Annotated in this window: 20 protein-coding genes; 15 read left to right on the top strand and 5 right to left on the bottom strand. The window is 36.2% G+C overall.

The features are described from left to right. Positions 1-477 precede the first annotated feature (477 nt). The 4 genes from ACQKOG_RS02355 (at position 478) to ACQKOG_RS02340 (ending at position 7,505) form a co-directional block, all read left to right on the top strand. Positions 478-3,528 (top strand): efflux RND transporter permease subunit, encoded by a 3,051-nt coding sequence (locus ACQKOG_RS02355; protein ID WP_427444761.1) that lies wholly within the window; start codon positions 478-480, stop codon positions 3,526-3,528. Positions 3,529-3,546: 18 nt separating this feature from the next. Continuing rightward, positions 3,547-4,632 (top strand): SDR family oxidoreductase, encoded by a 1,086-nt coding sequence (locus ACQKOG_RS02350; RefSeq protein ID WP_427444758.1) that lies wholly within the window; start codon positions 3,547-3,549, stop codon positions 4,630-4,632. Between the two features lie 623 nt (positions 4,633-5,255). Then, positions 5,256-6,020, top strand: coding sequence for a TerC family protein (locus ACQKOG_RS02345; protein ID WP_370076873.1), 765 nt, complete (start codon positions 5,256-5,258; stop codon positions 6,018-6,020). Between the two features lie 129 nt (positions 6,021-6,149). After that, complete coding sequence (locus tag ACQKOG_RS02340) at positions 6,150-7,505, top strand: TrkH family potassium uptake protein (RefSeq protein WP_370076875.1); 1,356 nt, start codon at positions 6,150-6,152, stop codon at positions 7,503-7,505. 454 nt (positions 7,506-7,959) lie between these two features. Here ACQKOG_RS02340 and ACQKOG_RS02335 read toward each other — a convergent pair whose 3' ends face one another. Then, positions 7,960-9,699: a B12-binding domain-containing radical SAM protein gene (locus ACQKOG_RS02335; RefSeq protein WP_370076877.1), complete on the bottom strand. Its 1,740-nt coding sequence runs from the start codon at positions 9,697-9,699 to the stop codon at positions 7,960-7,962. Positions 9,700-9,898: 199 nt separating this feature from the next. On the opposite strand from ACQKOG_RS02335, the gene ACQKOG_RS02330 reads away from it, so the two are divergent. Further along, positions 9,899-11,377 carry a PAS domain-containing sensor histidine kinase gene (locus ACQKOG_RS02330; RefSeq protein ID WP_370076879.1) on the top strand — a complete coding sequence of 493 codons (1,479 nt, stop codon included), beginning with the start codon at positions 9,899-9,901 and terminating at the stop codon, positions 11,375-11,377. 122 nt (positions 11,378-11,499) lie between these two features. Beyond that, positions 11,500-11,946, top strand: a complete 447-nt coding sequence (locus ACQKOG_RS02325; RefSeq protein WP_370076880.1) for a MarR family winged helix-turn-helix transcriptional regulator — start codon at positions 11,500-11,502, stop codon at positions 11,944-11,946. Between the two features lie 375 nt (positions 11,947-12,321). Here ACQKOG_RS02325 and ACQKOG_RS02320 read toward each other — a convergent pair whose 3' ends face one another. The 3 genes from ACQKOG_RS02320 to ACQKOG_RS02310 all read right to left on the bottom strand — a co-directional run bounded on the left by ACQKOG_RS02320 (position 12,322) and on the right by ACQKOG_RS02310 (position 13,975). Further along, positions 12,322-13,026: a hypothetical protein gene (locus ACQKOG_RS02320; RefSeq protein WP_370076882.1), complete on the bottom strand. Its 705-nt coding sequence runs from the start codon at positions 13,024-13,026 to the stop codon at positions 12,322-12,324. A 64-nt stretch (positions 13,027-13,090) separates the two neighbouring features. Further along, positions 13,091-13,705 (bottom strand): CPBP family intramembrane glutamic endopeptidase, encoded by a 615-nt coding sequence (locus ACQKOG_RS02315; RefSeq protein WP_370076884.1) that lies wholly within the window; start codon positions 13,703-13,705, stop codon positions 13,091-13,093. A gap of 81 nt (positions 13,706-13,786) precedes the next feature. Continuing rightward, a complete protein-coding gene (locus ACQKOG_RS02310) occupies positions 13,787-13,975 on the bottom strand; it encodes a YkvS family protein (RefSeq protein ID WP_053483503.1) in 189 nt (62 codons plus the stop codon). Between the two features lie 123 nt (positions 13,976-14,098). Here ACQKOG_RS02310 and ACQKOG_RS02305 point away from each other — a divergent pair, with 123 nt between their 5' ends. From ACQKOG_RS02305 to ACQKOG_RS02295, 3 genes are all read left to right on the top strand, one after another. Continuing rightward, positions 14,099-14,287, top strand: a complete 189-nt coding sequence (locus ACQKOG_RS02305) for a hypothetical protein (RefSeq protein ID WP_100544207.1) — start codon at positions 14,099-14,101, stop codon at positions 14,285-14,287. A 92-nt stretch (positions 14,288-14,379) separates the two neighbouring features. Beyond that, a complete protein-coding gene (locus tag ACQKOG_RS02300) occupies positions 14,380-14,556 on the top strand; it encodes an aspartyl-phosphate phosphatase Spo0E family protein (protein ID WP_132357797.1) in 177 nt (58 codons plus the stop codon). Positions 14,557-14,865: 309 nt separating this feature from the next. Next, a complete protein-coding gene (locus ACQKOG_RS02295) occupies positions 14,866-15,732 on the top strand; it encodes an NAD(P)-dependent oxidoreductase (RefSeq protein WP_370076886.1) in 867 nt (288 codons plus the stop codon). A 142-nt stretch (positions 15,733-15,874) separates the two neighbouring features. Here ACQKOG_RS02295 and ACQKOG_RS02290 read toward each other — a convergent pair whose 3' ends face one another. Next, positions 15,875-16,267 (bottom strand): DoxX family protein, encoded by a 393-nt coding sequence (locus tag ACQKOG_RS02290; protein WP_370076888.1) that lies wholly within the window; start codon positions 16,265-16,267, stop codon positions 15,875-15,877. Positions 16,268-16,432: 165 nt separating this feature from the next. On the opposite strand from ACQKOG_RS02290, the gene ACQKOG_RS02285 reads away from it, so the two are divergent. From ACQKOG_RS02285 to ACQKOG_RS02260, 6 genes are all read left to right on the top strand, one after another. After that, positions 16,433-16,750: a winged helix-turn-helix transcriptional regulator gene (locus tag ACQKOG_RS02285; protein WP_370076890.1), complete on the top strand. Its 318-nt coding sequence runs from the start codon at positions 16,433-16,435 to the stop codon at positions 16,748-16,750. A gap of 144 nt (positions 16,751-16,894) precedes the next feature. After that, positions 16,895-17,491: a protein kinase gene (locus tag ACQKOG_RS02280; protein WP_427444748.1), complete on the top strand. Its 597-nt coding sequence runs from the start codon at positions 16,895-16,897 to the stop codon at positions 17,489-17,491. Positions 17,492-18,164: 673 nt separating this feature from the next. Beyond that, a complete protein-coding gene (locus ACQKOG_RS02275) occupies positions 18,165-19,490 on the top strand; it encodes an MFS transporter (protein ID WP_370076894.1) in 1,326 nt (441 codons plus the stop codon). 180 nt (positions 19,491-19,670) lie between these two features. Beyond that, positions 19,671-20,573: a chemotaxis protein gene (locus ACQKOG_RS02270; protein WP_370076896.1), complete on the top strand. Its 903-nt coding sequence runs from the start codon at positions 19,671-19,673 to the stop codon at positions 20,571-20,573. A 302-nt stretch (positions 20,574-20,875) separates the two neighbouring features. Then, entirely contained in the window at positions 20,876-22,429 is a 1,554-nt protein-coding gene (locus ACQKOG_RS02265) for a Ppx/GppA family phosphatase (RefSeq protein ID WP_370076898.1), read from the top strand. Beyond that, positions 22,419-24,575, top strand: coding sequence for an RNA degradosome polyphosphate kinase (locus ACQKOG_RS02260; protein ID WP_370076900.1), 2,157 nt, complete (start codon positions 22,419-22,421; stop codon positions 24,573-24,575). The genes ACQKOG_RS02265 and ACQKOG_RS02260 overlap by 11 nt, the downstream gene beginning before the upstream one ends.

The following is a 24,575-nucleotide window of genomic DNA, read 5'->3' as shown; positions in this document are numbered from 1 at the left end:
TAACAGTTAAGCCAATTGTATTATCTGTTATTGCCACTGCTTCGTTTTGCCAAAGGGGCATACTTTTTTATAAGACACCTTAATTACATGAAAAAACACGAATCGACATGTTGCGAATCGTGTTTTTTTACAAGGAAAATTGGAGCTATATGTAGAATATATACATTATTAGGAAATATAAGCCTCATCAGCATAACGTGGGTTGATTTCCGTTCCGACTGGGCGCTTTCCTGGGGGCGTCCGATGAGCCGCTTCACTCGCTTTGCTCGCTCCAGGGTCTCATCTGTGACGCTAATCCCCAAGGAGTCGCCCAGTCTCCACTCCAATCAACTTACATATGGCATATGCTTTAACAAATTGCATCTCCTAATTTTGGCGGTGAGTTATATTTTAAACCTATAAAAAATGGGGAAGTTTCTAAATTCATCTGCTTTTCGGGTATTATAGAAAGGAAGAGATTAAAAGGAGCTTGTAATAATGAACATTAGTAATTTTTCTATTAAAAGGCCTGTTTTTACAATTGTTACGATGTTGTTAGTCATTATATTAGGTGGCGTTTCATTATTAAAAATACCTATTACGCTTATTCCAGAATTACGTCCACCAATAGGCATCGTTGTTACCAATTATCCTGGTGCAAGTCCAACAGAGATTAATGAGAAAATAACGAAGCCGTTAGAAACAACACTCGCCACCTTACCAGGGATAAAAAAACTACAGTCTACCTCTCAAGAAGGATCCAATTTAATTATTCTCGAGTTTGATTGGTCAACCAATATTGATGATGCTCAGCTCGATATTTTACAACGCATCGATATGACCCCTTTACCGAGTGATGCTGAGAAACCTAACTTTTTAAAATTTGATCCATCACAATTTCCTATAATTCAACTTTCACTACGGGCGGAAAATGACAATGTAGATGTGCGTTTACTGGCGGAAGCTTTGGAAAAAGAACTTCGTCGAACAGCAGGTGTCGCAAGTGTCAACATTTCCGGTAAGCTAGTAGAAGAAGTTCAAATAACTTTGGATGATTCGAAGCTAGTTGAAAAAGGATTAACCCAAGCAGATATTATTCAAATTATTCAATCGAACAATGTTTCTCTTCCGGGTGAACCGGTGTTAACAGCAGACGGGAAGATGTTAACGACACGTATTTTAAGCACTATAAATTCGCCAGAAAGCATTGCTGATTTAATCATTTCAGTAAATCCACTAGATGGTAAAGCATTAACAGTAGGAGAAGTAGCGGCTGTTGAACGTGTGGAGCAAAAATCCGTAACTACTACACGAGCAAATGAGCATCCTGCGGTATTAATGTCTGTATTACAGGAATCGGGTGCTAATACGGCAGAGGTATCAAAAGCTTTTAAAGAAGCTTTAAATGAATTATTAACAAAGAAGCAATATCAAGGAATCGTTGCAGACGTGCTAGTGGACCAAGGGAACTACGTGAATTTAGCGATTGGTAATATCGGATCCTCTTTACTTCTAGGTGGATTATTCGCAATGTTCGTATTATTCGTCTTTCTACGTAGTGTGAAAAGCCCTATTATCATTGGCATTGCGATACCATATTCAGTGATTGTTACATTTGTTTTAATGTTTTTTGCCAATTTCTCGCTCAATATTATGACATTAGGGGCGTTAGCACTTGGCATCGGTATGTTGGTTGACAATGCTATCGTTGTTATTGAAAACATTGAACGACATTTAGGACTTGGCAAGGATCCGATAACAGCAGCTAAAGAAGGGACAAAGGAAGTGGCACTTGCGATTACTGCTTCTACTCTCACAACTATTGCAGTATTCATTCCTGTAATGTTTATTGAAGGGTTGATAGGACAAATTTTCACAGAATTTGCATTAACTATTTCCTTTAGCTTAATTGCTTCGTTAGTCGTTGCGTTAACAGTTGTCCCAATGCTTGCAAGTCGTCTTTTAAAAATGAAATCAACGAATATTTATGAAAAACGTAATGAGTCATCCTTTTATAAGCGCTACAAAACATCAATTATTTGGGTATTGCGTCACCGTATGCTTGTACTAATCTCAGCAGTTGTCTGTTTTGGACTTGCATTGTTTGGGCTTATGAAAATGGGCACAGAGTTTTTACCGCCAACTGACGAAGGATTTGCATCCATTAGCGTAAACCTTGAAAAAGGGGTAGCAGTATCAGAAACAGAAAAAGTTGTAGCGAAAATAGAAGAACGCTTAAAACAGGAGAAAGATGTTGACGTATATGTTAGCTTAATCGGTGGTACGCAACAGGCACAAGCACGGGGACAAACAAGTGCAAACCAAGCAGAACTATATGTAAAGCTTGTCCCTCTAGCAGATAGGGATCGTTCGATTTTTGAATTTGTAGAAGAAGTTGAGCGAGATTTGCATAAAGAGCTAGGTAAGCAAGTTGAAATCAACTTTAATGTCTCAACAACAACAGGATCGTCACCAAATACATTAACGTTTAGGTTAACAGACTCTGATGAGCAAAGACTTCAAAGCTCTGTTGATAAAGTACAGCAGGAGCTATTAAAGGTAAAAGCCATCACAAAAGTATCTACGGATTTAGATATTACTGTAAAAGAAATTCAAGTCGAAGTAGACCGAGAAAAGGCGAAAGACTACGGATTTGTACCTGCGCAAATTGCTCAAACGGTCAATCAAATGACGAAGGGGCAGCTAACTACGCAAATTATGGCAGAGGATGGTGCTGTATTGCCTGTTTATACAGGCTTTGGACAAGTGTTTAATGATAGTATCGAGTCATTAAAATCGATGCAGCTTCGTTCACCTGCAGGTTTGTTTGTAAAGCTAGAGGACATTGCGACAGTTTCTGTACAGGAAGGACCAGTATCGATAAGACGCTCTGATCAGGCGGCTGCGGTTGCATTTTTTGTCGAGTATGAAACGAAGGAATCGCTCGGGGGCATCTCAGCAAAAGTGGACAAAGTATTAGAAAAAGCGGATTTACCAACTGAAACTCAAGTTGTCTTTAGTGGAGATCGTGAGCTTTACGATAGTGCGATTAATGATATGCTTTTAGCCGTGGCATTAGCAATAGTCCTTGTATATATCGTAATGGCAGCTCAATTTGAATCATTCAAATACCCATTCGTTATCATGTTTACAGTACCATTAATGATTATTGGCGTTGCCATTGCAATGTTTGCTACGAACACGCTAGTTGGTGTGACATCTGTTATAGGCATCTTAGTACTAGTTGGAATTGTCGTGAATAACGGGATTGTACTTGTCGATTACATTAATCAACAAAAAGCTAGGGGAATGGCGACGTATGATGCGATTTTACTGGCTACACAAGATCGACTTCGCCCCATTTTAATGACTGCACTAACAACAATCTTAGGATTGCTACCACTTGCTCTTGGTATTGGTGAAGGAACAGAAATGAATCAACCGATGGGGATTGTAGTAATCGGAGGACTTGTGACATCAACTTTATTGACATTATATATTGTACCGATTATTTATAGCCTAATGGATAAAGAAACTAGGAAACGGTAAGCTCAGGGGGGATGAGAGATGGGGGTTCATTTTTTTACAGGTTTTCCGGGTTTTATTTCAAGTCAATTAATACGAGAGTTATTTCGAAAAAAACAATCACAGGAAGTAATCGCAATTGTTTTAGCGGGGGAATTAGTAAAGGCCAATGTAGAAAGAGAAAATATACTTGCAGAGTTTCCTAATTGTTCTATTCATATTGTAGAGGGTGATATTACATTACCGAATCTCGGTCTAGAAAACCAAGCCGTACAGGAAATTGTACCTCAAATTGAGGTGCTCTGGCATCTAGCTGCAATTTATGATTTAGCGGTACCACGCGATATTGCATGGAAAGTAAATGTGCATGGTACGACGATGGTCAATGATTTTGTTCGCACACTTCCGAACTTAAGACGCTATATGTATTTTAGTACAGCGTATGTAGCAGGAACACGTAAAGGTATTTTACGTGAAAGTGAACTAATTCGCCCGCCTACATTTAAGAATTATTATGAGGAAACAAAATATGAAGCTGAGCATCGAGTAGAAGATTTGAAATCAGAAATACCACTGACAATTATTCGACCTGGCATAGTACGTGGACATTCTGAAACAGGAGAAACGATTAAATTCGATGGGCCTTATTTCTTTTTAAATATGGTAGATAAATTAAAATACCTCCCTTTTATCCCGTATATTGGTCAATCAACATCAACAATAAATGTGGTACCAGTGGATTATATTATAAACGCTTCGACTTATCTCGTTGATGAAAAATGTGCTGAAGGGAAAACTTTGCATCTAACGGACCCAAATCCTCATCCTGTGCAGGAAGTGTATCGTACGATGGTAAAATTATTAACTAATCATTATCCTAAAGGGCGATTACCGTTAATACTAGCAAGAACATCTTTACAAATACCACTTATTCGAAAATATCTAGGCGTTGAGCAAGAAACTCTAGACTACTTAGCTTGGAATGCTAAATTCGATACATCCGAAGCAGTTACTATTTTGAAAAAGGGTAGTATTGCATGTCCCGATTTTATACAGACTATGCCTAGAATGATTGATTTTTATTTAGCGCATAAAGAAGATAAACGCTATCAAATTCAAATAAAGTGAAGCTTCAATTAGTGGTACGGTGATAAAAATCGATGTTTACATTCAGTCCCATCTAGCTAACAAACAAGTTGAAGCCTCCGGCGGATGTCACGGAATCGGAAAGGAGTTCATAAAGGATGTTAGCCTAAAATCATCGTATCCATGCGATAACGGCTAACTGACCTGCATCGGTAAAAACGCCACGTCCTGTGGCATTACCGAAATGACCGACATCGTGTCGACCCTCACGCAGGCCTAAGCACAAAGCCGTTTCCGGACGCAATTATGCCGAGGCATAATTGATCTTGCGGTAGACATAGAGTTATTGTTTAAAGTGGGGTAGATAATTTTGCCACTCATATATGATAGTGCTATAATAAGTTTTCAGAAGAAAAAAACCTTCGACGTTTTGTCAAAGGGGAGTAGCTAACAGGTACGAGCGAAGTATCTGGATTCACATTCGTCATGACGTGGTTTTTTACCATCGGGTGTGATAAGCGAATAACTCTATACTAGCGGTATTGAACGATTAGTATTTATTTGCTTAGCGAGACCTTTGCCTTTTTAGAGGCAGAGGTCTTTTCTTTTGTATTCGTATAATAATGACTATTTTGGGTAAACAGAGCTTTAGAGGAGGCACATGAATGGAATCAATTTTATTACAATACGGCTGGGTACTGATTGTACTTGTAGTATTAGAAGGGTTATTAGCAGCAGATAATGCAGTTGTGATGGCTGTGATGGTGAAGCACCTGCCACAAGAACAACAAAAAAAGGCATTATTTTATGGATTATTCGGCGCATTAATTTTCCGATTCTCAGCACTTTTTGTCATTACAGTATTAGTTAATTATTGGCAAATCCAAGCGTTGGGAGCAGCTTATTTACTATTCATGTCTGCCAAAAATATATATGATTTGCGTCATAAAGGGGATTCAAACGAAGAATCTAACGATGAAGCGGGGAAAAAGGGCGCTGGTTTTTGGATGACAGTGCTTAAGGTAGAGGCAGCGGATATTGCATTTGCTATTGATTCAATGCTTGCTGCAGTTGCCATTGCTGTAACTTTACCGCAGTTAGGGAACTTTGATATAGGTGGCATCAATGGTGGACAATTTATTGTCATGTTACTTGGAGGCTTTATTGGGGTTATAATGATGCGATTTGCGGCACAATGGTTTGTGAAAATATTAAATGACTACCCCTCACTTGAGACCGCTGCGTTTTTAATTGTAGGTTGGGTAGGCGTGAAGCTTGTTGTGTTGACTTTGTCACATGAGAAGGTGGGCATATTACCTGCAGAATTTCCGCATTCTACTGTGTGGGAGTTAACTTTCTGGATTGTATTAGTGGCCATCGCACTAGTAGGTTATTTAGTAGGAGTTCGTCATAAACATCAAGATCAATAATTAACTTATTTCAACAGAGGCATATTTGATGAGAGGAATAGTCGTATCTATTCCTCTTTCTTTTTTGATGTATTTTTTCTATACTAATATCTATCGAGTTTGGCATCATATGAGGAAGGGGTTGTCAAAGTGCCCTGGAAAAGATCAAAAAATAGACTTGTAACACCTTTTCAGGTACTTGTCTCTTATTATTTTATAGCTATAGCTATTTCCTTCCTGTTACTACGGCTACCAGGCGTTCATCAAGAAGGAGTTAATGTTTCATTATTAGATAGCTTGTTTACTGCAGTAAGTGCAGTTAGTGTAACAGGTTTAACAACATTCAATATATCTGAAAGCTACACAACATTCGGGATTGCGATGGTACTTGTCATTTTACAGCTTGGCGCAATTGGCATTATGTCACTTGGTACTTTTGTGTGGTTACTAGTTGGGAAAAAAATTGGTATGCGTGAGCGTCAATTGATTATGATCGATCATAATCAATACAATTTGTCAGGGGTTGTTCAATTAATTCGGGAAATATTGAAAATCTTAATTGGTATTGAATTGATGGGTGCGTTAATTTTAACTTTGCACTTTACAAATTATTTTGACACTTTCGAAGAAGCCTTGCTTCATGGTGTCTTTGCCTCAATTTCAGCTACTACAAATGGTGGCTTTGATATTACAGGCATGAGTTTGCTTCCGTTTCATAACGATTACTTTGTTCAATTGATAACGATGGTGTTAATTGTGCTTGGTGCGATAGGCTTCCCAGTATTAATTGAAGTGAAAACCTTTTTATTAAATCGCCATACAAATTTCCGTTTTAGTTTATTTACAAAAATAACTACCTCCACATATGCAATTTTATTTGCGGTAGGGGCTGTCGTTATTTTATTGCTTGAATCGTTCCATTCCTTTAAGGGAATGTCTTGGCATGAGGCACTATTTTCGGCAATGTTCCATTCTGTTTCAACACGATCAGCTGGACTTACGACGTATGATGTAACAACCTTTAGTGAAGCAACAGATATTTTTATGAGCTTTTTAATGTTTATTGGTGCCTCACCAAGTTCAGTTGGTGGTGGGATACGTACAACAACGTTTGCAATGGCCATTCTATTCCTAATTACCTTTTCACGAGGAAGAGAGGATATTCAAGTATTCGGACGTGAAATACATTTAATTGATGTATTCCGCTCGTTTGTTGTTATTTTATTGGCATTCTTTATGGTATTAGTTGCGACAATTATTTTGCTCATTACTGAACCACACGCATCACTGATTCAAATAATCTTTGAAATTACATCAGCGTTCGGAACGTGTGGGATGTCTTTAGGAATCACCTCCGACCTATCGGTAGTTGGCAAAATTATCATTATGATTTTAATGTTTATTGGTCGTGTCGGTTTAATTTCCTTCCTTTACACTTTAGGGGGTGGAGGTAGAGGCAAAAAATCTAATTATCACTATCCTAAAGAGCGTGTAATTATTGGGTAAATTACTAGGAGATTAAAAAAGAGCTAATTTAGCTCTTTTTTATTTTTCCGATTAACCCTAAAGCTTATTTATATGAAAACTGAGAAATTTAGAGATTACCTGAGTAGAAAATCTATGCATAAAAGGGGTCTAAGATTGTTTAATTGACTAAAAAACGGATGTCGCCACATAATTGTCAAAAAAATTTAAATTGTTTTTCCCGGTTATTACGATTATTCGATAGGTAATTTTTACAATAATAAGGTGATAACTGGTTGAGAATTTCGTACTAAACTTTTTTAGGATAATTGTAATGCCTCTTAGAATATCTGTTGATAACAATGAATGTGGTTATTATTGACAATTTCCGCGAATAAAAAAGTAGTTGTTTGGTTTCATTTTAGGTTACTGAAAAATTTAATGATGGATGAAAAAACGCTAGTCCTAAATTTTATTAAAGGACTAGCGTTTCTTATTATATAGAGTGGATTGTTGCAAAGTATGGTGCTTGACCGTGACGGAAGTAAGTTAATAAATAGCTGTTTTTTTGTACAATTTTGCCATTTGAGAAATTTTGGTAATCTACATGGTGCGGAATAATGAGCGTATGTTTAAACAACTCTTTTTCAGATAGATTGAAGCTGGCGAATTCCTCACCTGCAATTGCAGGGTTTTCACGTAAGGCAGCATAAAGTGCTTTCTGTTGCTCCACTGTAGGGCGCTCCTTCCACCATAATTTACGTGGCTGGAACTGCTGTGCCATTAAATAATCTAGTTGCATTAGGCTTTTAATGATAGTTAAATTAGCACCCTCTACAGTTTCTAAAAACATTAATAAACGACGGAATAAATCTTCGAGCTGATGACCGATACGAGACCAACCTTTTGTTTCCCAATAAGTACCGAAGTTTTGGAAGAAATCAAATGGTGTTTCAAACACTTCAGTTACTAAGTATTCAATCGTATGATCCATACGGTGATCGTTCCAATATTTCTCAAGTACATCCTCTGCATGTTTAATGCGTACTATATCATCAAACGTTAAGACATTGTTTGAGAAAATTTCGTAAGGAGATTGGTCCACATACGTATAGCCGAATTTTTCAGCCTCTAGACGAAGGCCTGTACCACGCAGAAGTTTTAGGAATCCAAGCTGTAATTCTTCTGGTCGCATTGCGAAAACATCATTAAAGGTTTGACGGAAGCTTGCATAATCCTCCTCTGGTAAACCAGCGATTAAATCTAAATGCTGATCAATCTTTCCACCTTCTTTGACCATCGTCACTGTACGCGTTAGTTTTTCAAAGTTTTGACGGCGCTTTACAAGAGTATTTGTTAAATCATTCGTTGACTGAACACCAATTTCAAAACGGAAAAGACCTTTTGGTGCGTTATCATTTAAAAACTGGATCACTTCAGGACGCATAATATCTGCAGTAATTTCAAATTGGAATACGACCCCTGGCTTATGTTCATCGATTAAAAATTGGAACATTTCCATGGCATAGCTGCGGCTTATATTAAATGTGCGGTCGACAAATTTAATAGTACGTGCACCATTGTCCATCAAGAATCGAATATCTTCTTTTATTTTTTCTCGGTTGAAATAACGAACACCTACTTCAATAGAAGATAAACAAAATTGACAGCTAAATGGACAGCCTCTACTTGTTTCAATATATTGAATTCGTTTGCTTAAATGAGGGAGATCCTCTTCAAAACGAAATGGACTTGGTAATTCACGTAAATCTATTTTTGGTGCTTGTGCGTGTATGCGTACTTTACCATCCTCTAAGTAGCAAATCCCTGGAACATCGTCCAATGCAATTTCTCCATGAAAATAGCGTAGTAATTGTTTAAAGGATGTTTCTCCTTCACCCATAACAATGAAATCAACCTCTTCAATTTTACGTAACCAATGGTGGGCATCATAAGAAACTTCAGGTCCACCGAGCAAAATTTTAACATTTGGACAGACAGTTTTTAACATCTTGATGACGTGAATGGTTTCTTCAATATTCCAAATATAGCAACTAAATCCTACAATATCAGGTTTTTTTTGGAACAAATCTGATACAATATTAAAAGCAGGATCTTTAATTGTATATTCTGCAATAATTGGATTAAATTCTGGTAAAGCTGCACCTTTTAAATAACGCAATGCTAAATTTGTGTGAATATACTTTGCGTTTAAAGTAGTTAAAATAGTATTCATGCAATAATCTTCCTTTCAATTTCTAATTGTAACAGTCAAGTAGCTGTCATACAATATAATCCTTTTTACCTATTTATTTTGTGAACAGTTCGTGAAATAATTTTAAATACTTAAATTTACTAAATTTTGTAATAATAGAATCGTACAGTCATAAAGTATAGTAAAGGCTCAAAATTCGAATAAGGGGTTATTTACTCTATTGAAAGGTTCGGTGAGAAAGTTGAAGCAAAATGATATTAATCAATGTTTTGAAAATCTTATGACAAGTACTTCGTCACCAACACTTATTCTTAATAAAGTAGGAAAAATTTTGAACGTGAATGAGGCTGCTGTTAAACTTTTTAACCTCAATTCAACGTATTTTGGCTATTTAACTATGGACGAGCCATCTAATTTAAATTGGGCGAAGTTCGTTAAACAATTAGAAAGCGAGTTAAGATCAGAAGAAATCTTCAATATTCAAACAGCTGGTAATGAGTTTGAAATGATGTCCTTTAAATGTTTTTATGATCCAAGCACTGAAGAAATTGTTGCGCAAATTTCAACGTTAAATAATGACATAGCTCATGAATTATATGTTAGCCAAGAGCAGGAGAGATCACAATCTTTCAATGCTTATGATCACTTACCGTACGCTGTTATTATAAGTGACGCTAGCGGGATAATTCTTGGGCTAAATAAGTATGCTGAAATGTTTTTAAGAATAGAAAAATCGCTGCTTCTTCATAGGGCACATCAGCACATATTCGATACATTTACATTGAAGAAGGGTCAAATTACAACATACCTTTCTAAACTGATGGGTGAAAAGCATGCGAGTATTCATGTAATTGATGAAACTATAGTTACTAGCCCTTGCTATTATGAAATTTCAAGTATCTTTGATGAATATAACAATATTATTGTCACAGTCATTAATGATGAAACAGAAAAGAAACAACTTCAACATAAAGTTGAACATCAACAAGCTTTAAATGTTGTCGGTCAAATGGCCGCAAGTATCGCCCATGAAATTCGTAATCCATTAACTTCTTTAAAGGGCTTTACCGAATTGTTAAAGCTAAATGCTGATGAAGAGTCACGCATGTATTTATCTGTCATCGATAGTGAGCTCCAACGGATGGAACAAATTTTATCCGAGCTTTTAGTATTGTCCAAGCCAACAAGTATGAAAGTGGAATTATTAGAGCTAGATCACATTGTGAAGCAAGTGATTGAGTTTATGCTTCCAGATGCGCTTATGAAAAATATTATGATTCAATACATTTCTCCTTCTACACAAGTATACATTGGTGGCAATGAGAATCGCTTAAAGCAAGTATTCATGAATCTTATTAAAAATGCGATGGAATCCATGAATAATGGTGGAACGATCACAGTAGAAATGAATGCTATTGACTGTGCGATTGTAGAATTACTGATTAAAGACGAAGGTACCGGTATGGACAGTGCTACCCTTCAAAACTTATTCCAACCTTTTTACACGACGAAATCAACAGGGACAGGACTAGGCCTTGCTTTCGTGAAAAAGGTGATTGAAGAGCATGAAGGTGTAATAGGTGTGAATAGTGAATTACAGAAGGGGACATGCTTCCACTTACAATTCCCGATTTACACATTTAATCAGATGGATACAATGGATGTTTCCACGAAAGATTCTGCTTATTTAGTAACATAAGAAGAGTCAAAATGGTAACTTAAACCACCGTAAAAGGCTTAAAATCAAATATTGCTTTTGACAATGCTTTTCTAATATCGCTATAATGGCATGTATAAAACGCGAATTGAGAGGAAAAGGATATGACGTCAGAAGAGATAAAGCAATCTTTAAAATTATATATAGTATTATCACGTGCACATAAAGCGATTAATGAGACGACCCATCAATTTTTTCAAGAGAATGGATTAAACCCTACTGAATTTGCTGTATTAGAGCTTCTTTATCATAAAGGAAGACAGCCATTACAGCAAATTGGCAATAAAATTTTGCTAGCTAGTGGGTCTATTACGTATGTCATTGACAAACTTGAAAAAAGAGGGTATTTATTGCGTGTCTCATGTCCATCAGATCGCCGTGTTACCTATGCAGAAATTACGGACAAAGGTGAAGCATTTATGGGAGAACTATTTCCAAAACATGAACAGCATTTACATGAATTGATGAGTGTATTATCTGTTGAAGAAAAAGGCCAAGCGATCACTTTATTAAAAAAATTAGGCCTGTCTATTAAAGACTTATCTTATTAAAAAGAGTTGTCTCAATGAGTTTGAGGCAACTTTTTTTATGGAACGCAACGTGTTATTGTGGAAGAAGTTAAAGTACTCCAACAACCCCCTCTTAAATCCTTAACGTCAAAGATAAGGAAGGAGCGAGCGCAATCGAAGGCTAAGTATCCTGACCTGTGTTAAAGCCCCCATGATCGCTCCTAGCCGCCCATCGGACATCACCTAGCCGGAACGAAAATCAGCCTCACATTATGCTATAAACCCTATTTAAAATAAAGGAACTGTTAAAGTAGAAAATTGATATTTGGAACCTGTTCAGCTTCTTGAAACCTTAACACCGTCAACATAAAAAAGACTATAGAGCAAACAAGTTTGTCTACAGTCTTATTTGAATAATTATTTTTTAGAAATAGTTGCTGCCATTTTAAGCATAGCATCTGTTAAATCTAATTCGTCGTTATCGTGAATTGTTAGTTTTGTAATTAAACCGTCTTTTTCAAAAACAACGCCGATTACTTTTTCTTTCTCTGCTTCAAAATGTACAACATAACCCTCAATGTTTTTAACATCTTTAAATGCAGCTAAATCTTCAGAAGATAAAGATGATGGTTCACCAACAGCATTCATATAATCTTGCATAGATGTTTTTGCATCTTCGTAGCTTGTTTGTGATGCATCAATAGATTCGATACGCATAAATACTTCAGCATTGTCATTAGAAACTAACATGTCTTTACCTGGTTCTTCTTGTGTAAGTGTAAATCCAGGTAGTTGGTGCACTTTATAGTCTTGATCAACACTTTTAGATTCCGTTGCTTTTTCAGTCTTGTCTACACCTTTTTGTACATATTTAACTTCTTGTTCTTTTTTAGTTGTATTGTCTTTATTATCTGTATTGTCTTTATTTGTTTCATTTGATGTAGGCGTTTCTTGCGATTCATCTACAGTTGTATCCTTAGATGATGGTTGTTGCTGTTCAGTCGGTGTATTTGATGGCTCATTTTTTTGAGCATCAGAATCCTTTGTTTCGGAAGTATTACATCCTACGACTAAAACAGCTGTTAGTAATAATGCAGGTACAGAAAATAATTTTTTTTGCATGAAAAGCCCTCCCTTTCTTAATTAAACGCTGGTAAAGATAAAATGTTTCCAAATTTTAATGTTATCATGTTAAAGGTAACACTAAAAATAATAGTAGTACAAAAACTACATGGGTTACAATAACAAGTGGCATACTTTTACGCCATTCATATAACAAGCCCCAAATAAGGCCGGTTACAAATGCGGCGATCATACCAAGCATAAAACCGCTTAATGCAATAGAGATGGCGCATAAAATCGCAGTTACAATAACAGCAAAAATAGGACGCATAAAGCGTTTCAGCTGTTGTTGAACATAGCCACGCCAAAAAATCTCTTCACCGATTGCAACAATGAATACGAGTAAAATATAGTGCCAAATATTTTGTGGTCCATAGTTTGCTAAAAATTTTTGTACTGACTGTACTAATGAATCATTAATGTATGGTGCAAGCCAATAGCCAAAGCGTATAATACCGTATGTTATTGTACCGTACCCAATACCGAAAAGTAAAAATTTCCAGGTAGGTAATTGATCTTCAATTTTACCAGCCAAAATGGCAATGGCAATACATACAAGTAAAGTAAAAGCATATAGGTACCAAAATACAGCTTGGTTAGCAAAGGTATATGCAAGCATGCCATAAACGAATAATAAAGAAAGGAGCAATATTATTGTTTGTTTCGAATTTGTAAGCATTATTCGACCTCCATGCTTTTAATATTATCAAAAAAAAAGCCCCTTATCATCTATAAAGACAAATAGGGACTATTCAGACTATTAAGCCTCGTTTGTATATAAAATTTTGTAACGTTTATGGTTGACGACCGTTTTTTCTTCAATTTCAAGGGAATCGAAATTTTCCATGTATGTTAAATCAACGATCACCGAATTTTCATTTACTTTTTCTACTATACCCTGTAAGCCATCTTTAAACTCGATAATATTTCCAACTTCAGCTATTTTCACAGACAGTCAGCTCCTTCATCGACTAATAATATACAGTTTGCATGAAAAAATGGAAAACGTAAAGCCCTTTTTAAATAATTCATAATTTATTAAACAAAATACTAAGAAGTGAGGAAAAGAAAAATGGAAAAATACGAAAATATGCTTAAACAATTACAAAACGGGGAATTAAAAAGTATAGAGATAGAAAAGGAACAATTTTATGAGTTTCGAGAAGTACTTGTAAAACATCCTTTATTTAAACATTTTAGGGGTGAGGCCAAACAAAATGGACGAGTAATCTATACTTATCAAGAAGTTGCAAGAAGCTAATTTGTCGAACATTGTCGTAAGTTAATGCTGTAAGAAATGAAATATAAATGTATAATAATGGTATGATTATTTGTGTGTGGAGGGTTGTATGAATGGTCAATCTACTCTTGAAACAAATGGAGCAAACTCGTGAAATGATGATTCGCTCAGGTGTAGAGAACGGATTACAAAATGCAAAAACCATTCAACTGAGTCGCAGATTAGATCAGTTAATGAATACTTATTATAGACAGACAGCATTTGAAGAAGAAGAAGATCAAGAAGATTGAAAGAATGTTCCTTCAGAGTATAAACTTTTTAAATAATATGTTTAAAAAGCATTAGTTGGGGAATACTTATTTTGAACACAGCAACATTCTCATTTCCCCCTTTAGAGCAGTGATACCCCATCACTTGCTCTCTTTTTTATTTTGATTTAACTTCTTTCAGCGAGTGTCCAGCACATAAGGTATATAGTACAACTTAATAAAAGGAGTTTGAATTATCGCACTTATTCAACTACACTGAAAGATAAAAATAAGTGCTAATGATTGGTTATGTAGAATCGATAGCCTGGATAAACAAAGGAGTATGTACATATGGGAAAAGAGAGTATTGCATTTATCGGCAGTGGTGTTATGGGGGCAAGTATTATCAAGCATTTATTAAAAAATGGTCATGAGGTGACAGTTTACACACGTACAAAGGAGAAAGCGGAGCCGCTTTTGGCGCTAGGTGCAGCTTGGGCAAGTACACCGGCAGAAGCATTTAAAAATAAGGATATTGCCTTTACAATGGTTGGATACCCAGCAGATGTAGAGGAAGTTTATTTTGGAGATAACGGTTTATTGCAAACAGCTGAATCCGGCAATATCGTTATTGATATGACCACTTCAGAGCCAACATTGGCAAAGAAAATTTTTGAGCATGCCCAAAAGCTTGGGGTAGAAGCACTAGATGCGCCTGTTTCTGGAGGAGATATTGGTGCTCAAAATGGGACATTATCAATTATGGTTGGTGGTAGCCAAGATACATTTAATAAAGTTTTATCAGTCATGAAACATTTTGGTGAAAATATTGTTTATCAAGGTGAAGCTGGTGCAGGACAGCATGCTAAAATGTGTAATCAGATCGTTATTGCTTCTGGAATGATTGGTGTGTGTGAGTCACTTGCTTACGGTTTAAAGGCTGGACTTGATTTACCAACAGTATTGCAATCTATTTCGTCGGGTGCAGCAGGCTCCTGGTCGTTAAGTAATTTAGCACCCCGTATGATCAAAGAAGATTACGCACCAGGTTTTTATATCAAGCATTTTGTAAAGGATATGAAAATTGCTTTAGACGAATCTAAAAAAATGGGGATTACATTACCAGGTCTAGCACTTGCTTATGATATGTATGACAAGCTAGTGGAAGCAGGCTATGGTGAAAACGGTACACAGGCTCTTTTAAAAGCTTATCAATAAAATACTGACTATAGAGAGCGAAGAATTCTGATTTTAGAAAACCCGAAGTATCATCTTATGAAAGGATGGGTACTTCGGGTTTTTGTCTTTGATAAAGAAGCTGCAGCTCACTAACACACAGAAAATAGCAAACTACGAAACATTACTCTTTATGAAAAAGTTTTGCGTCTAAAGAAAAACTAGATGCTCCTGCAAGTGCAAAGTATAAAGCAATTGCAGCTAAAGCTAAATCAAATTCATATCCAGCTAAGCCGTTTTCGCCGATAAAGCCAATACTAAGCTTCGCCGTGAAAATGGCAACAATCATAGTCACTGTCAATAAAGCGCCAAAAAGTCTTGTGCCTAAACCTAGAATAATTGCAACACCACCGACTAGTTCTATAATGGCAACAATATAAGCCATAAAGCCTGGAATACCTATGGCATCAAAATAATCAGCTGTGAAGCCGATACCACCTTGAAATTTTTGGAATCCGTGGGCGGCAAAAATAAAGCCAAGCACCACACGTAAAATAGTTGAACCGATATTTTGCATAGTTTAATAAACTCCTTTTTTTTTTTTTTTTTGTGCTTACATTTCGTAACTTAGTTTATTTTTAAAAACAACTTTTGTCAAGTAACTTAATTTTATTTTTAAAAATGATTTTCGGAAAAATGATATACTGTTATATAAGAACGAAGTACTTAGGAGGCAGGGAAATTGGATCAAAAAAAAATTTGCCCACGATTTGAGAAAGCGCTAAAAATATTAAACCATAGCTGGAACACTCTGCTTATTTATCAGTTATTAGAAGGTCCTCAACGATACTCAACAATTAAAAAACAAATGGGTATTAGCAGTCGCGTGTTAACGGAGAGATTAAAAGAATTAGAGATAGAGAACATTGTGAAACGCACTGTTATTCCATCGACACCAGTAGTGATTGAATACGAGCTAACAGAAAAAGGACATGCACTTGCGCCGGTCCTAAAAGCAATTGAAAAATGGTCTTCTATGTGGGTGAATATAGAAGAATAGTAAAAAGGATATCCAAGCGAGGGGGCTTGGATATCTTTTTTAGGCTGTCTTCGTTGTTCTTCAACTAATCTTTAAGAAGGAAAAATTAACAAAGTGTTGAATTTATATACAGTTAAGTTTTTAGTTGTGTAAGGAGGGGAAACAATGCTTAAACAAATAATTCAAAATTGGAATCAGTATTGTAAAGATGAAAATTTTGTTGGCATAGGTTCTACAAGAAAAGTATATAGAGTTTTGGATTATGTAATAAAAGTGCATTTACATCCAATCGGTTATAAACAATCAAAAAATGAATTAGAAATTTACACTTCAATGGCTGATAAAGGTCTTGCCCCCTTACTCGCTCAGACATACTATGTTGATGAATTCATATCTGTACAAAAATATTACAAACCTTTAGAACTAAAGAATAATCAATCGTATGAGGTAAAGGTTGAAGAACACCGATGCTTGATCCCTAATTTATTTGATGAGGTTTTAGAAATATTAGATAAAAACTTCGACTGCTTTGATTTAAAAGACAGTAGTAATTACGGTTTAAACAATGATGGTAAACTTGTTTTTACCGATTATGGTATGACAAAGAGTTTATATGAAAAAGAGTGGGTTCCATTAGCCGAAGAAGGCATACTTCCGCAAATACATTTTGACTTTTGCAGCGTTTGTGGATTAGAAAAGGAACTCCGTATGTACGGAGACAAGGACAAAGACAAACGTTGTTATGATTGTGGTAAGGAATAAAGAGAATCAGTATGTCGGAAAGTTTTAGAAATATTATACATAAACTCCCATGAAGGAACTTAATCATCTTTCATTTTCTGTGGTGAAGTGCTGATTTTTGCGCTCCATGGATGGCTAACGGGGTGGTTTAGTTAAAGAAGGATTTACCAAAGACCAAGTTAATCTACAAAATGTGTAGAATTAACTTGGTCTTTATGTATTAATAGCTACAATCTATATTGAAAACAGCCTTTTTTATTATGAATATGTAATTTTTAGTATTCCGCAGATAAGGCTAAGATTCGTTTATTTTAGAGTGTTAGTCAAGTGAAAATAATTGTATATTGTAAATAGTGTTAATTTTCTTTAGATAAGAGGTATTTTTTATTACATGAGGGAATTTATTTAACTTCTTTCAGCAGAAGTCCCCCACCTCTATGGGTGGTGAGATGAATGCAGTTTTAAGTTACTTTTCATTGGGTGTCCAAACATCCGCTGAAAGAAGTTAAAGCCCCCGGCGGATGTCACGGAATCGGAAAGGAGTTCAATTTAGGATGTTAGCCTAAAATCATCGCATCCATGCGATAACGGCTAACTGACCTGCATCACGCAGGCCTAAGCACAAAGCCGATTCCGGACGCAATTATGCCGAGGCATAATTGATCATATAATAGAGAATGGAAAGGAGGGTTTTATGAAGCGGAATTCAGTAATAGACGCACAGCATCGGAGTCAGTTAGCTCTTTATTTATCACTGCCAATTTTATCGTGGGCATTTTATGATTTTGCGAATACAATATTTTCTTCAAATATTAATACTATATTTTTCCCGTTTTATATGGATGAAGTTTTAGGGACGAATGAGGTAATGCAGCAGGTGGCAAGCACGTTTATTTCTTATGCGAATGCCATTGCAAGCTTTTTCCTCGTCGTTTTTTCGCCACTTTTTGGTGTATGGATTGATAATACAGGCTATAAAAAGAGATTTATAGTGTGGTTTGCATCTATCTCTATCTTTTTCACCTTTATGATGGGTGTTTTTGCAAATCTACAGACGTCAGCGAATTATTCAGGTGTGCCGCTTAGTTTATTTTTAGTTGTAGTCAGCTTTATCATCGCAAAATTTTTCTTTAATTCAAGTCTAGTGTTCTATGATTCAATGATGGGTGATTTAGGAACAAAAGAAGAAATGCCCCTTATTTCTGGCTATGGGGTAGCGATTGGATATCTTGGTACAATTCTTGGACTACTTGTTTATTTGTATGTAGGAAATAGTGGATTCCATCGGGCATTTATTCCAACTGCAATTTTATATTTGTTATTTTCTTTGCCATTATTTTTTATTAATAAAGATACACCGATTCCAAGGTCTCAGCGCAAGCCTATTAAATTTCTAGATGGCTATAAGGAAATTGTTCAGACTTTTAAAGACATGAAGCAATATAAAACTATTTTCACCTTTATGATTGCTTATTTCTTTTTAAATGATGCCATTGCAACAACCATTGCAATGATGGCTGTATATGCAACAACGATTGTCGGCTTTACGTCGGGTCAATTTATCGTGCTTTATTTAGTGTCTACGGTTTCAACTATTATTGGCTCTTTTGCATTTGGTTATATTACAAAAGCAATTGGAGCCAAACGTGCGATTACCGTGGTGGCGCTATTAATGATTGTTGCTTTAACATTTGCTGTCTTTGCGACAGAGCAATGGATGTTCTGGCTTGCAGGTAGTATGTTTGGCGTATCACTAGGATCCATGTGGGTAACATCTAGAACATATATTATTGAATTGTCTCCAGAAGAAAAACGGGGTCAGTTTTTTGGCTTATTTGCATTCTCAGGTAAAGTATCCTCCATTATTGGGCCGGCAGTCTACGGAACGGTCACATTATGGATGAAAGATTACGGAACGCTAGCAAGCCGTGTTGCATTATCGACATTAATTGTGATGACGATAATTGGCCTATTGATACATTTAAAAATTAATGGCTCAAAAGTTGGAGATGACATTTGAAAAAACGTATGCACGCCCAGGTAAGCGCCCTATCGGAATGGAAATCAACCCAATGTTATGATGACAACCCAAGTTCATGATAAAATTGGTAAAAGCAAGTAGGAGAAATGTATTGCCTATGATACAATTGAATTATAAATAGAATTAAATTGAAGTTGAGGAGAAAGGAACGGGGTTGCTTTGGAACATAAAGGTATATTGTTAGAAAGTGGCACAAATGAGCTAGAGATTGTTGAATTTGAAGTAGCGAACAATAAATTTGGTATTAACGTTATTAAAGTAAAGGAAATTATTCAACCGATTCCAGTAACATTTATTCCACACGCGCACCCGCATGTAGAAGGGATCATTCAATTACGAGGTGAGGTTTTACCAGTAGTTGATATGCTCCGAGTATTAGGTATTCAAAATGCAGAGCGTAGTCCTCAGCAAAAATATATTGTAGCTGAGTTTAATAAACAGCGCGTAGTATTCCATGTAGATAATGTAACGCAGATCCACCGTATTTCATGGAATCAAATCGAGAAACCTTCTGATATGTATCAAGGAGGAACATCACAAGTAATTGGTGTTATTAAGCAAAATGAACAGATGATTTTATTACTTGATTTCGAAAGAATTATGGTGGATATAAATCCGGATTCTGGTATTAGTGTAGAATCCGTTAAAAAGCTCGGTAAACGTGAACGCTCTGAAAAACGAATTTTAATTGCTGAAGATTCGCCATTACTACGTAAGCTCTTATTCGATACTATGAATGAGGCGGGTTATGCGAATGTTGAATTCTTTGAAAACGGCCGTGATGCTTATGAATACCTCGAATCTATCGTCAAAGGTGGTAACGAAGTAGCCGAGCATATTCAATTAGTTGTGACAGACATTGAAATGCCACAAATGGATGGGCATCATTTAACACGTAAAATAAAAGAGCATCCAGACCTCCAAAAGCTTCCTGTTATTATTTTCTCAAGCTTAATTACAGATGATCTTCGTCATAAAGGTGACCAAGTAGGTGCAGAGGATCAAATTAGTAAGCCTGAAATTGCGGAGCTTATTTTACGAATAGATCAACTTATCTTATAAAATTAAGTTTTATCAGGGTTTAACAATAGAGATAAAGGTACTTCACAATATTAATAATGGGTATCCTGAAAGTATATTAATAATTTTAAGAGAGTCGGATGCCTTTTAGGCTCCGGCTCTTTTGTATAGATAAATGAGGCTAGGAACAAAATAATAAGGACTGATTTGTCGGGGGATCTATACAACTTTGACGTGAGTATCCTGACATGGGCAAGCTAAGAGCCCGCAGGTTTGTATCTACAAACCGAGGAGGCTAAACGATCAGTAAATAGTATGAATGTATGCGTTAAGGAAGTGATCATTTGAATGAATTAAAAACTGCTATCATCGATATTGGCTCCAACACTGTTCGATTAGTATTGTATCAATACGATAAAGAAGAGGGACTTCGTGAGATTGGAAATATTAAAACGGTTGCACGTTTACGTACATATTTACAGCCCTCTGGTGAAATGTCTGAAGAAGGTATACAAGTATTAACAGAAACATTATTGACTTTTAAAGAAATGCTCGATGATTTTGAAGTGACTGATGTTAAAGCTGCTGCAACAGCTGCAATCCGTCAGGCAACAAATAGAGCAAAAATTATTACCTTAATGAAAGAACAGACAGGCATTCAAATAGAGCTTTTATCAGAAGAAGAAGAGGCATATTATGGCTTTGTTGCTGTAGCGCATTCAATAGGCACGAAGTCCGCTGTAACTATCGATATTGGTGGTGGTAGTACAGAAATAACGCTTTTTGAAAATAAAGAACTACAGAAATCTTATAGTTTCCCTTTTGGAACAGTTTCTTTAAAGCAACGTTTTGTAAAGGGCGAGATTATGAATGGTAGTGAAAAAAAGGAACTCATTGCATTTGTTAAAGAACAGTTCAAATCACTTCCGTGGATTCAGGATATTGGTTTACCGATTATCGCCATTGGTGGTAGTGCTCGAAATATTGCCCAAATTCATCAGCAAAAACATGCATATCCGATAGCAAGTGTACATGGCTACGAAATGACTAAGGAAAATTTAGTGGAGCTCAGTGTGTTTTTAGGTAGTTTAAGTTTTAATGAATTGAAACAGTTAGATGGGCTTTCGACAGATCGTGCAGACATCATCGCTCCTGCACTAGAGGTTTTCAATGTGTTAGTGGAGGTTGTTGGCAGTAAGTTGTTCCAAATAACAAAAAAGGGTTTGCGAGAAGGACTCATTATACAGCGTATTTTGCAAACAGATAAACGTGCGTTTGATAAGTACAATGTGTTTGAGGGAAACGCTAAAAGATTGGCTCGTCAGTATGGTCGAACTGAAATAGAAGTGGACTATTTGACGCGTTTAACGGATCAATTGTACAGTGAATGCTGTCGCGTCGGTTGTTTACAACATAATCCAAAAGATTTGCAATTATTGGCGAAAGCGGCGAAGGTTTTTAATATAGGGGAGTATATTGAGTTAAGTTCGGCGAGCCAGCATACCTTTTATTTAATTGCGAACCAATCTATCGATGGGCTAAACCATAAGGAGCGTGTGAAATTAGCACTGTTAGCCTCGTATAAAAATAAAGATTATTATCAGCTATTCGCAGCTCCTTTTACAGAATGGATAAGTCGTGAGGAGTATCGTAAAATACGAGACTTTGGCGCACTTTTAAAATTTGTCTATGCGTTAAATGTATCTAAAAGAAAGATTGTACGTACCATTAAGATGCAAACAAAAGAGGATTATGTTCAGCTTAACATCTATGTGAAACACAATGCGACCGCTGAAAAATATCAAGCAAATCGACATAAAAAGCATCTAGAACGCGCACTGAAAATACCTATAAAAATAAACTTTATTGAAGAAGGGTTGAGCAATTATGACAACTGAAGTTACGAATAATCAGTTAAGTGAAGGGAATTTAACAGAAGCACAAGGTCGTTTACTAGAGGAAATCGCTAAGCCACAATACTATAATAATCGTGAATTAAGCTGGTTAGCCTTCAACGAACGAGTATTAGAGGAAGCAGAGGATGTCAACAATCCTCTGCTAGAACGATTGAAATTTTTGGCGATATTTAGCTCGAATTTAGATGAATTTTTTATGGTGCGTGTTGCGGGTCTACAGGATCAGGTGCGTGCAGGTTTCCATAAGCCTGAAAATAAGTCAGGCTTAACACCAAAAGAACAATTAGCAAAAATTGCAGAGCGAACTCAGGCATTAGTGCGCCGACAAACTGAAGTTTATAGACATTTAATATATGATTTATTACCACAACATAATGTACATATTGCAGACATGAAAGACTTAAATAATACACAGAAAGCATTCGTCAATGAAATGTTTGCAGAAACTATCTTCCCTGTTTTAACACCTGTAGCTGTAGATGCGTATCGTCCCTTCCCAACTTTGCTTGGTAAAACTTTGAATTTACTTGTTTTATTAGAGCAAGATGAAGCCGACTTAGAAAATCGTGAAAAGGTAGCAATCGTACAAGTTCCATCTGTCTTAGATCGTTATATTAAAGTACCATCAGCAGATGGAGAGACAGTTATTGTCTTATTAGAAGACGTGATTGTAGCGCATATCGAAAAGCTCTTTTATGGTTACAGTGTCAAATCAGCACAGGCTTTCCGTTTGACACGTAATGCTGATTTAACGATTCATGAGGAAGGTGCACGAGATTTACTTGTAGAAATCGAAAAAGAGTTGAAAAAACGTAAATGGGGTGTAGGGAGTCGTCTAGAAGTTCGTGAGGGCGAGATGAGCGAGGAAGTTCTTACATACTTACTTGATGAATTTGAAATTGAAGAAACAGATGTTTTTCATATAGATGGACCACTAGATTTAACTTTTATGTTCTCGTTTGTAAAAGGCATATCTGTTGGTCGAGAACATTTAGAATATGAAAGCTTTATTCCACAGCCACCATTAGATTTGCAATCGGATGAAAATATTTTTGAAAAAGCTCTGCAACAAGATATATTTTTCCATCACCCATATGAGTCGTTTGTGCCAATTGTAGATTTTATCTCAGAAGCGGCGGTCAATCCAAATGTTTTAGCAATCAAACAAACGTTATATCGTGTAAGTGGTAATTCACCTATTATACAAGCGTTAAAGTTTGCAGCAGAAAATGGTAAGCAGGTAACAGTGTTAGTTGAATTGAAAGCACGTTTTGATGAAGAAAATAATGTGCTTTGGGCAAAGCAACTTGAGCAAGCTGGCTGCCTGGTCATTTACGGTATGAATAACTTAAAAACACACTCGAAAATAACGCTTGTTGTAAGTCGTCGAAATGGAAAGATTGAGCGTTTTGTACATCTTGGAACAGGAAATTATAATGATGCAACTGCAAAAATTTATACAGACATGGGTATAATAACGACAGATAAGGAATTTGGCATTGATGCTACTAACTTCTTTAACTATTTAAGCGGTTATACAGAAAAGCCAACTTTTAATCATTTAGTTGTGGCGCCATTTGATATTCGAGATGAGTTTATCCGATTAATGGATGAGGAAATTGCTTGTCATAAGAAGCATGGGAATGGTTTTATTCGAGCTAAAATGAATTCACTAACGGACAAAGACTTAATGATGAAGCTATATGAGGCGTCTATTGCAGGTGTGAAAGTAGAGCTGATCATTCGTGGTATTTGTTGCATTAGACCAGGTATCCCTGGAATTAGTGAAAACATAACAGTAACGAGTATTGTTGGTCGTTTCCTTGAGCATTCTCGTATTTATTGGTTCCATCATAATGGAGAAAATAAAGTCTACTTATCTTCTGCAGATATGATGACTCGTAATATGATTAAACGTGTGGAAATTTTATTCCCTGTATATGCAAGCGAAGCAAAAGCTCGTATTATTAACATCATGAATACACAACTTGAGGATACAGCAAAAGCTCGTATTCAAGACTCCAATGGAAAATATCATTACAAAGAGTTTGACCGTGGTGAAGACCCAATTAATAGTCAGGAAATTTTCCTAAAGGATGCACTAAAACCTACGCTAGACGAAGAATAA

This window comes from Lysinibacillus sp. NPDC093216 (assembly GCF_050280325.1).
Lineage (GTDB): Bacteria > Bacillota > Bacilli > Bacillales_A > Planococcaceae > Lysinibacillus.
Note: the sequence above shows the minus strand (reverse complement) of the source record. Positions and strands in the feature narration are given on the sequence as shown.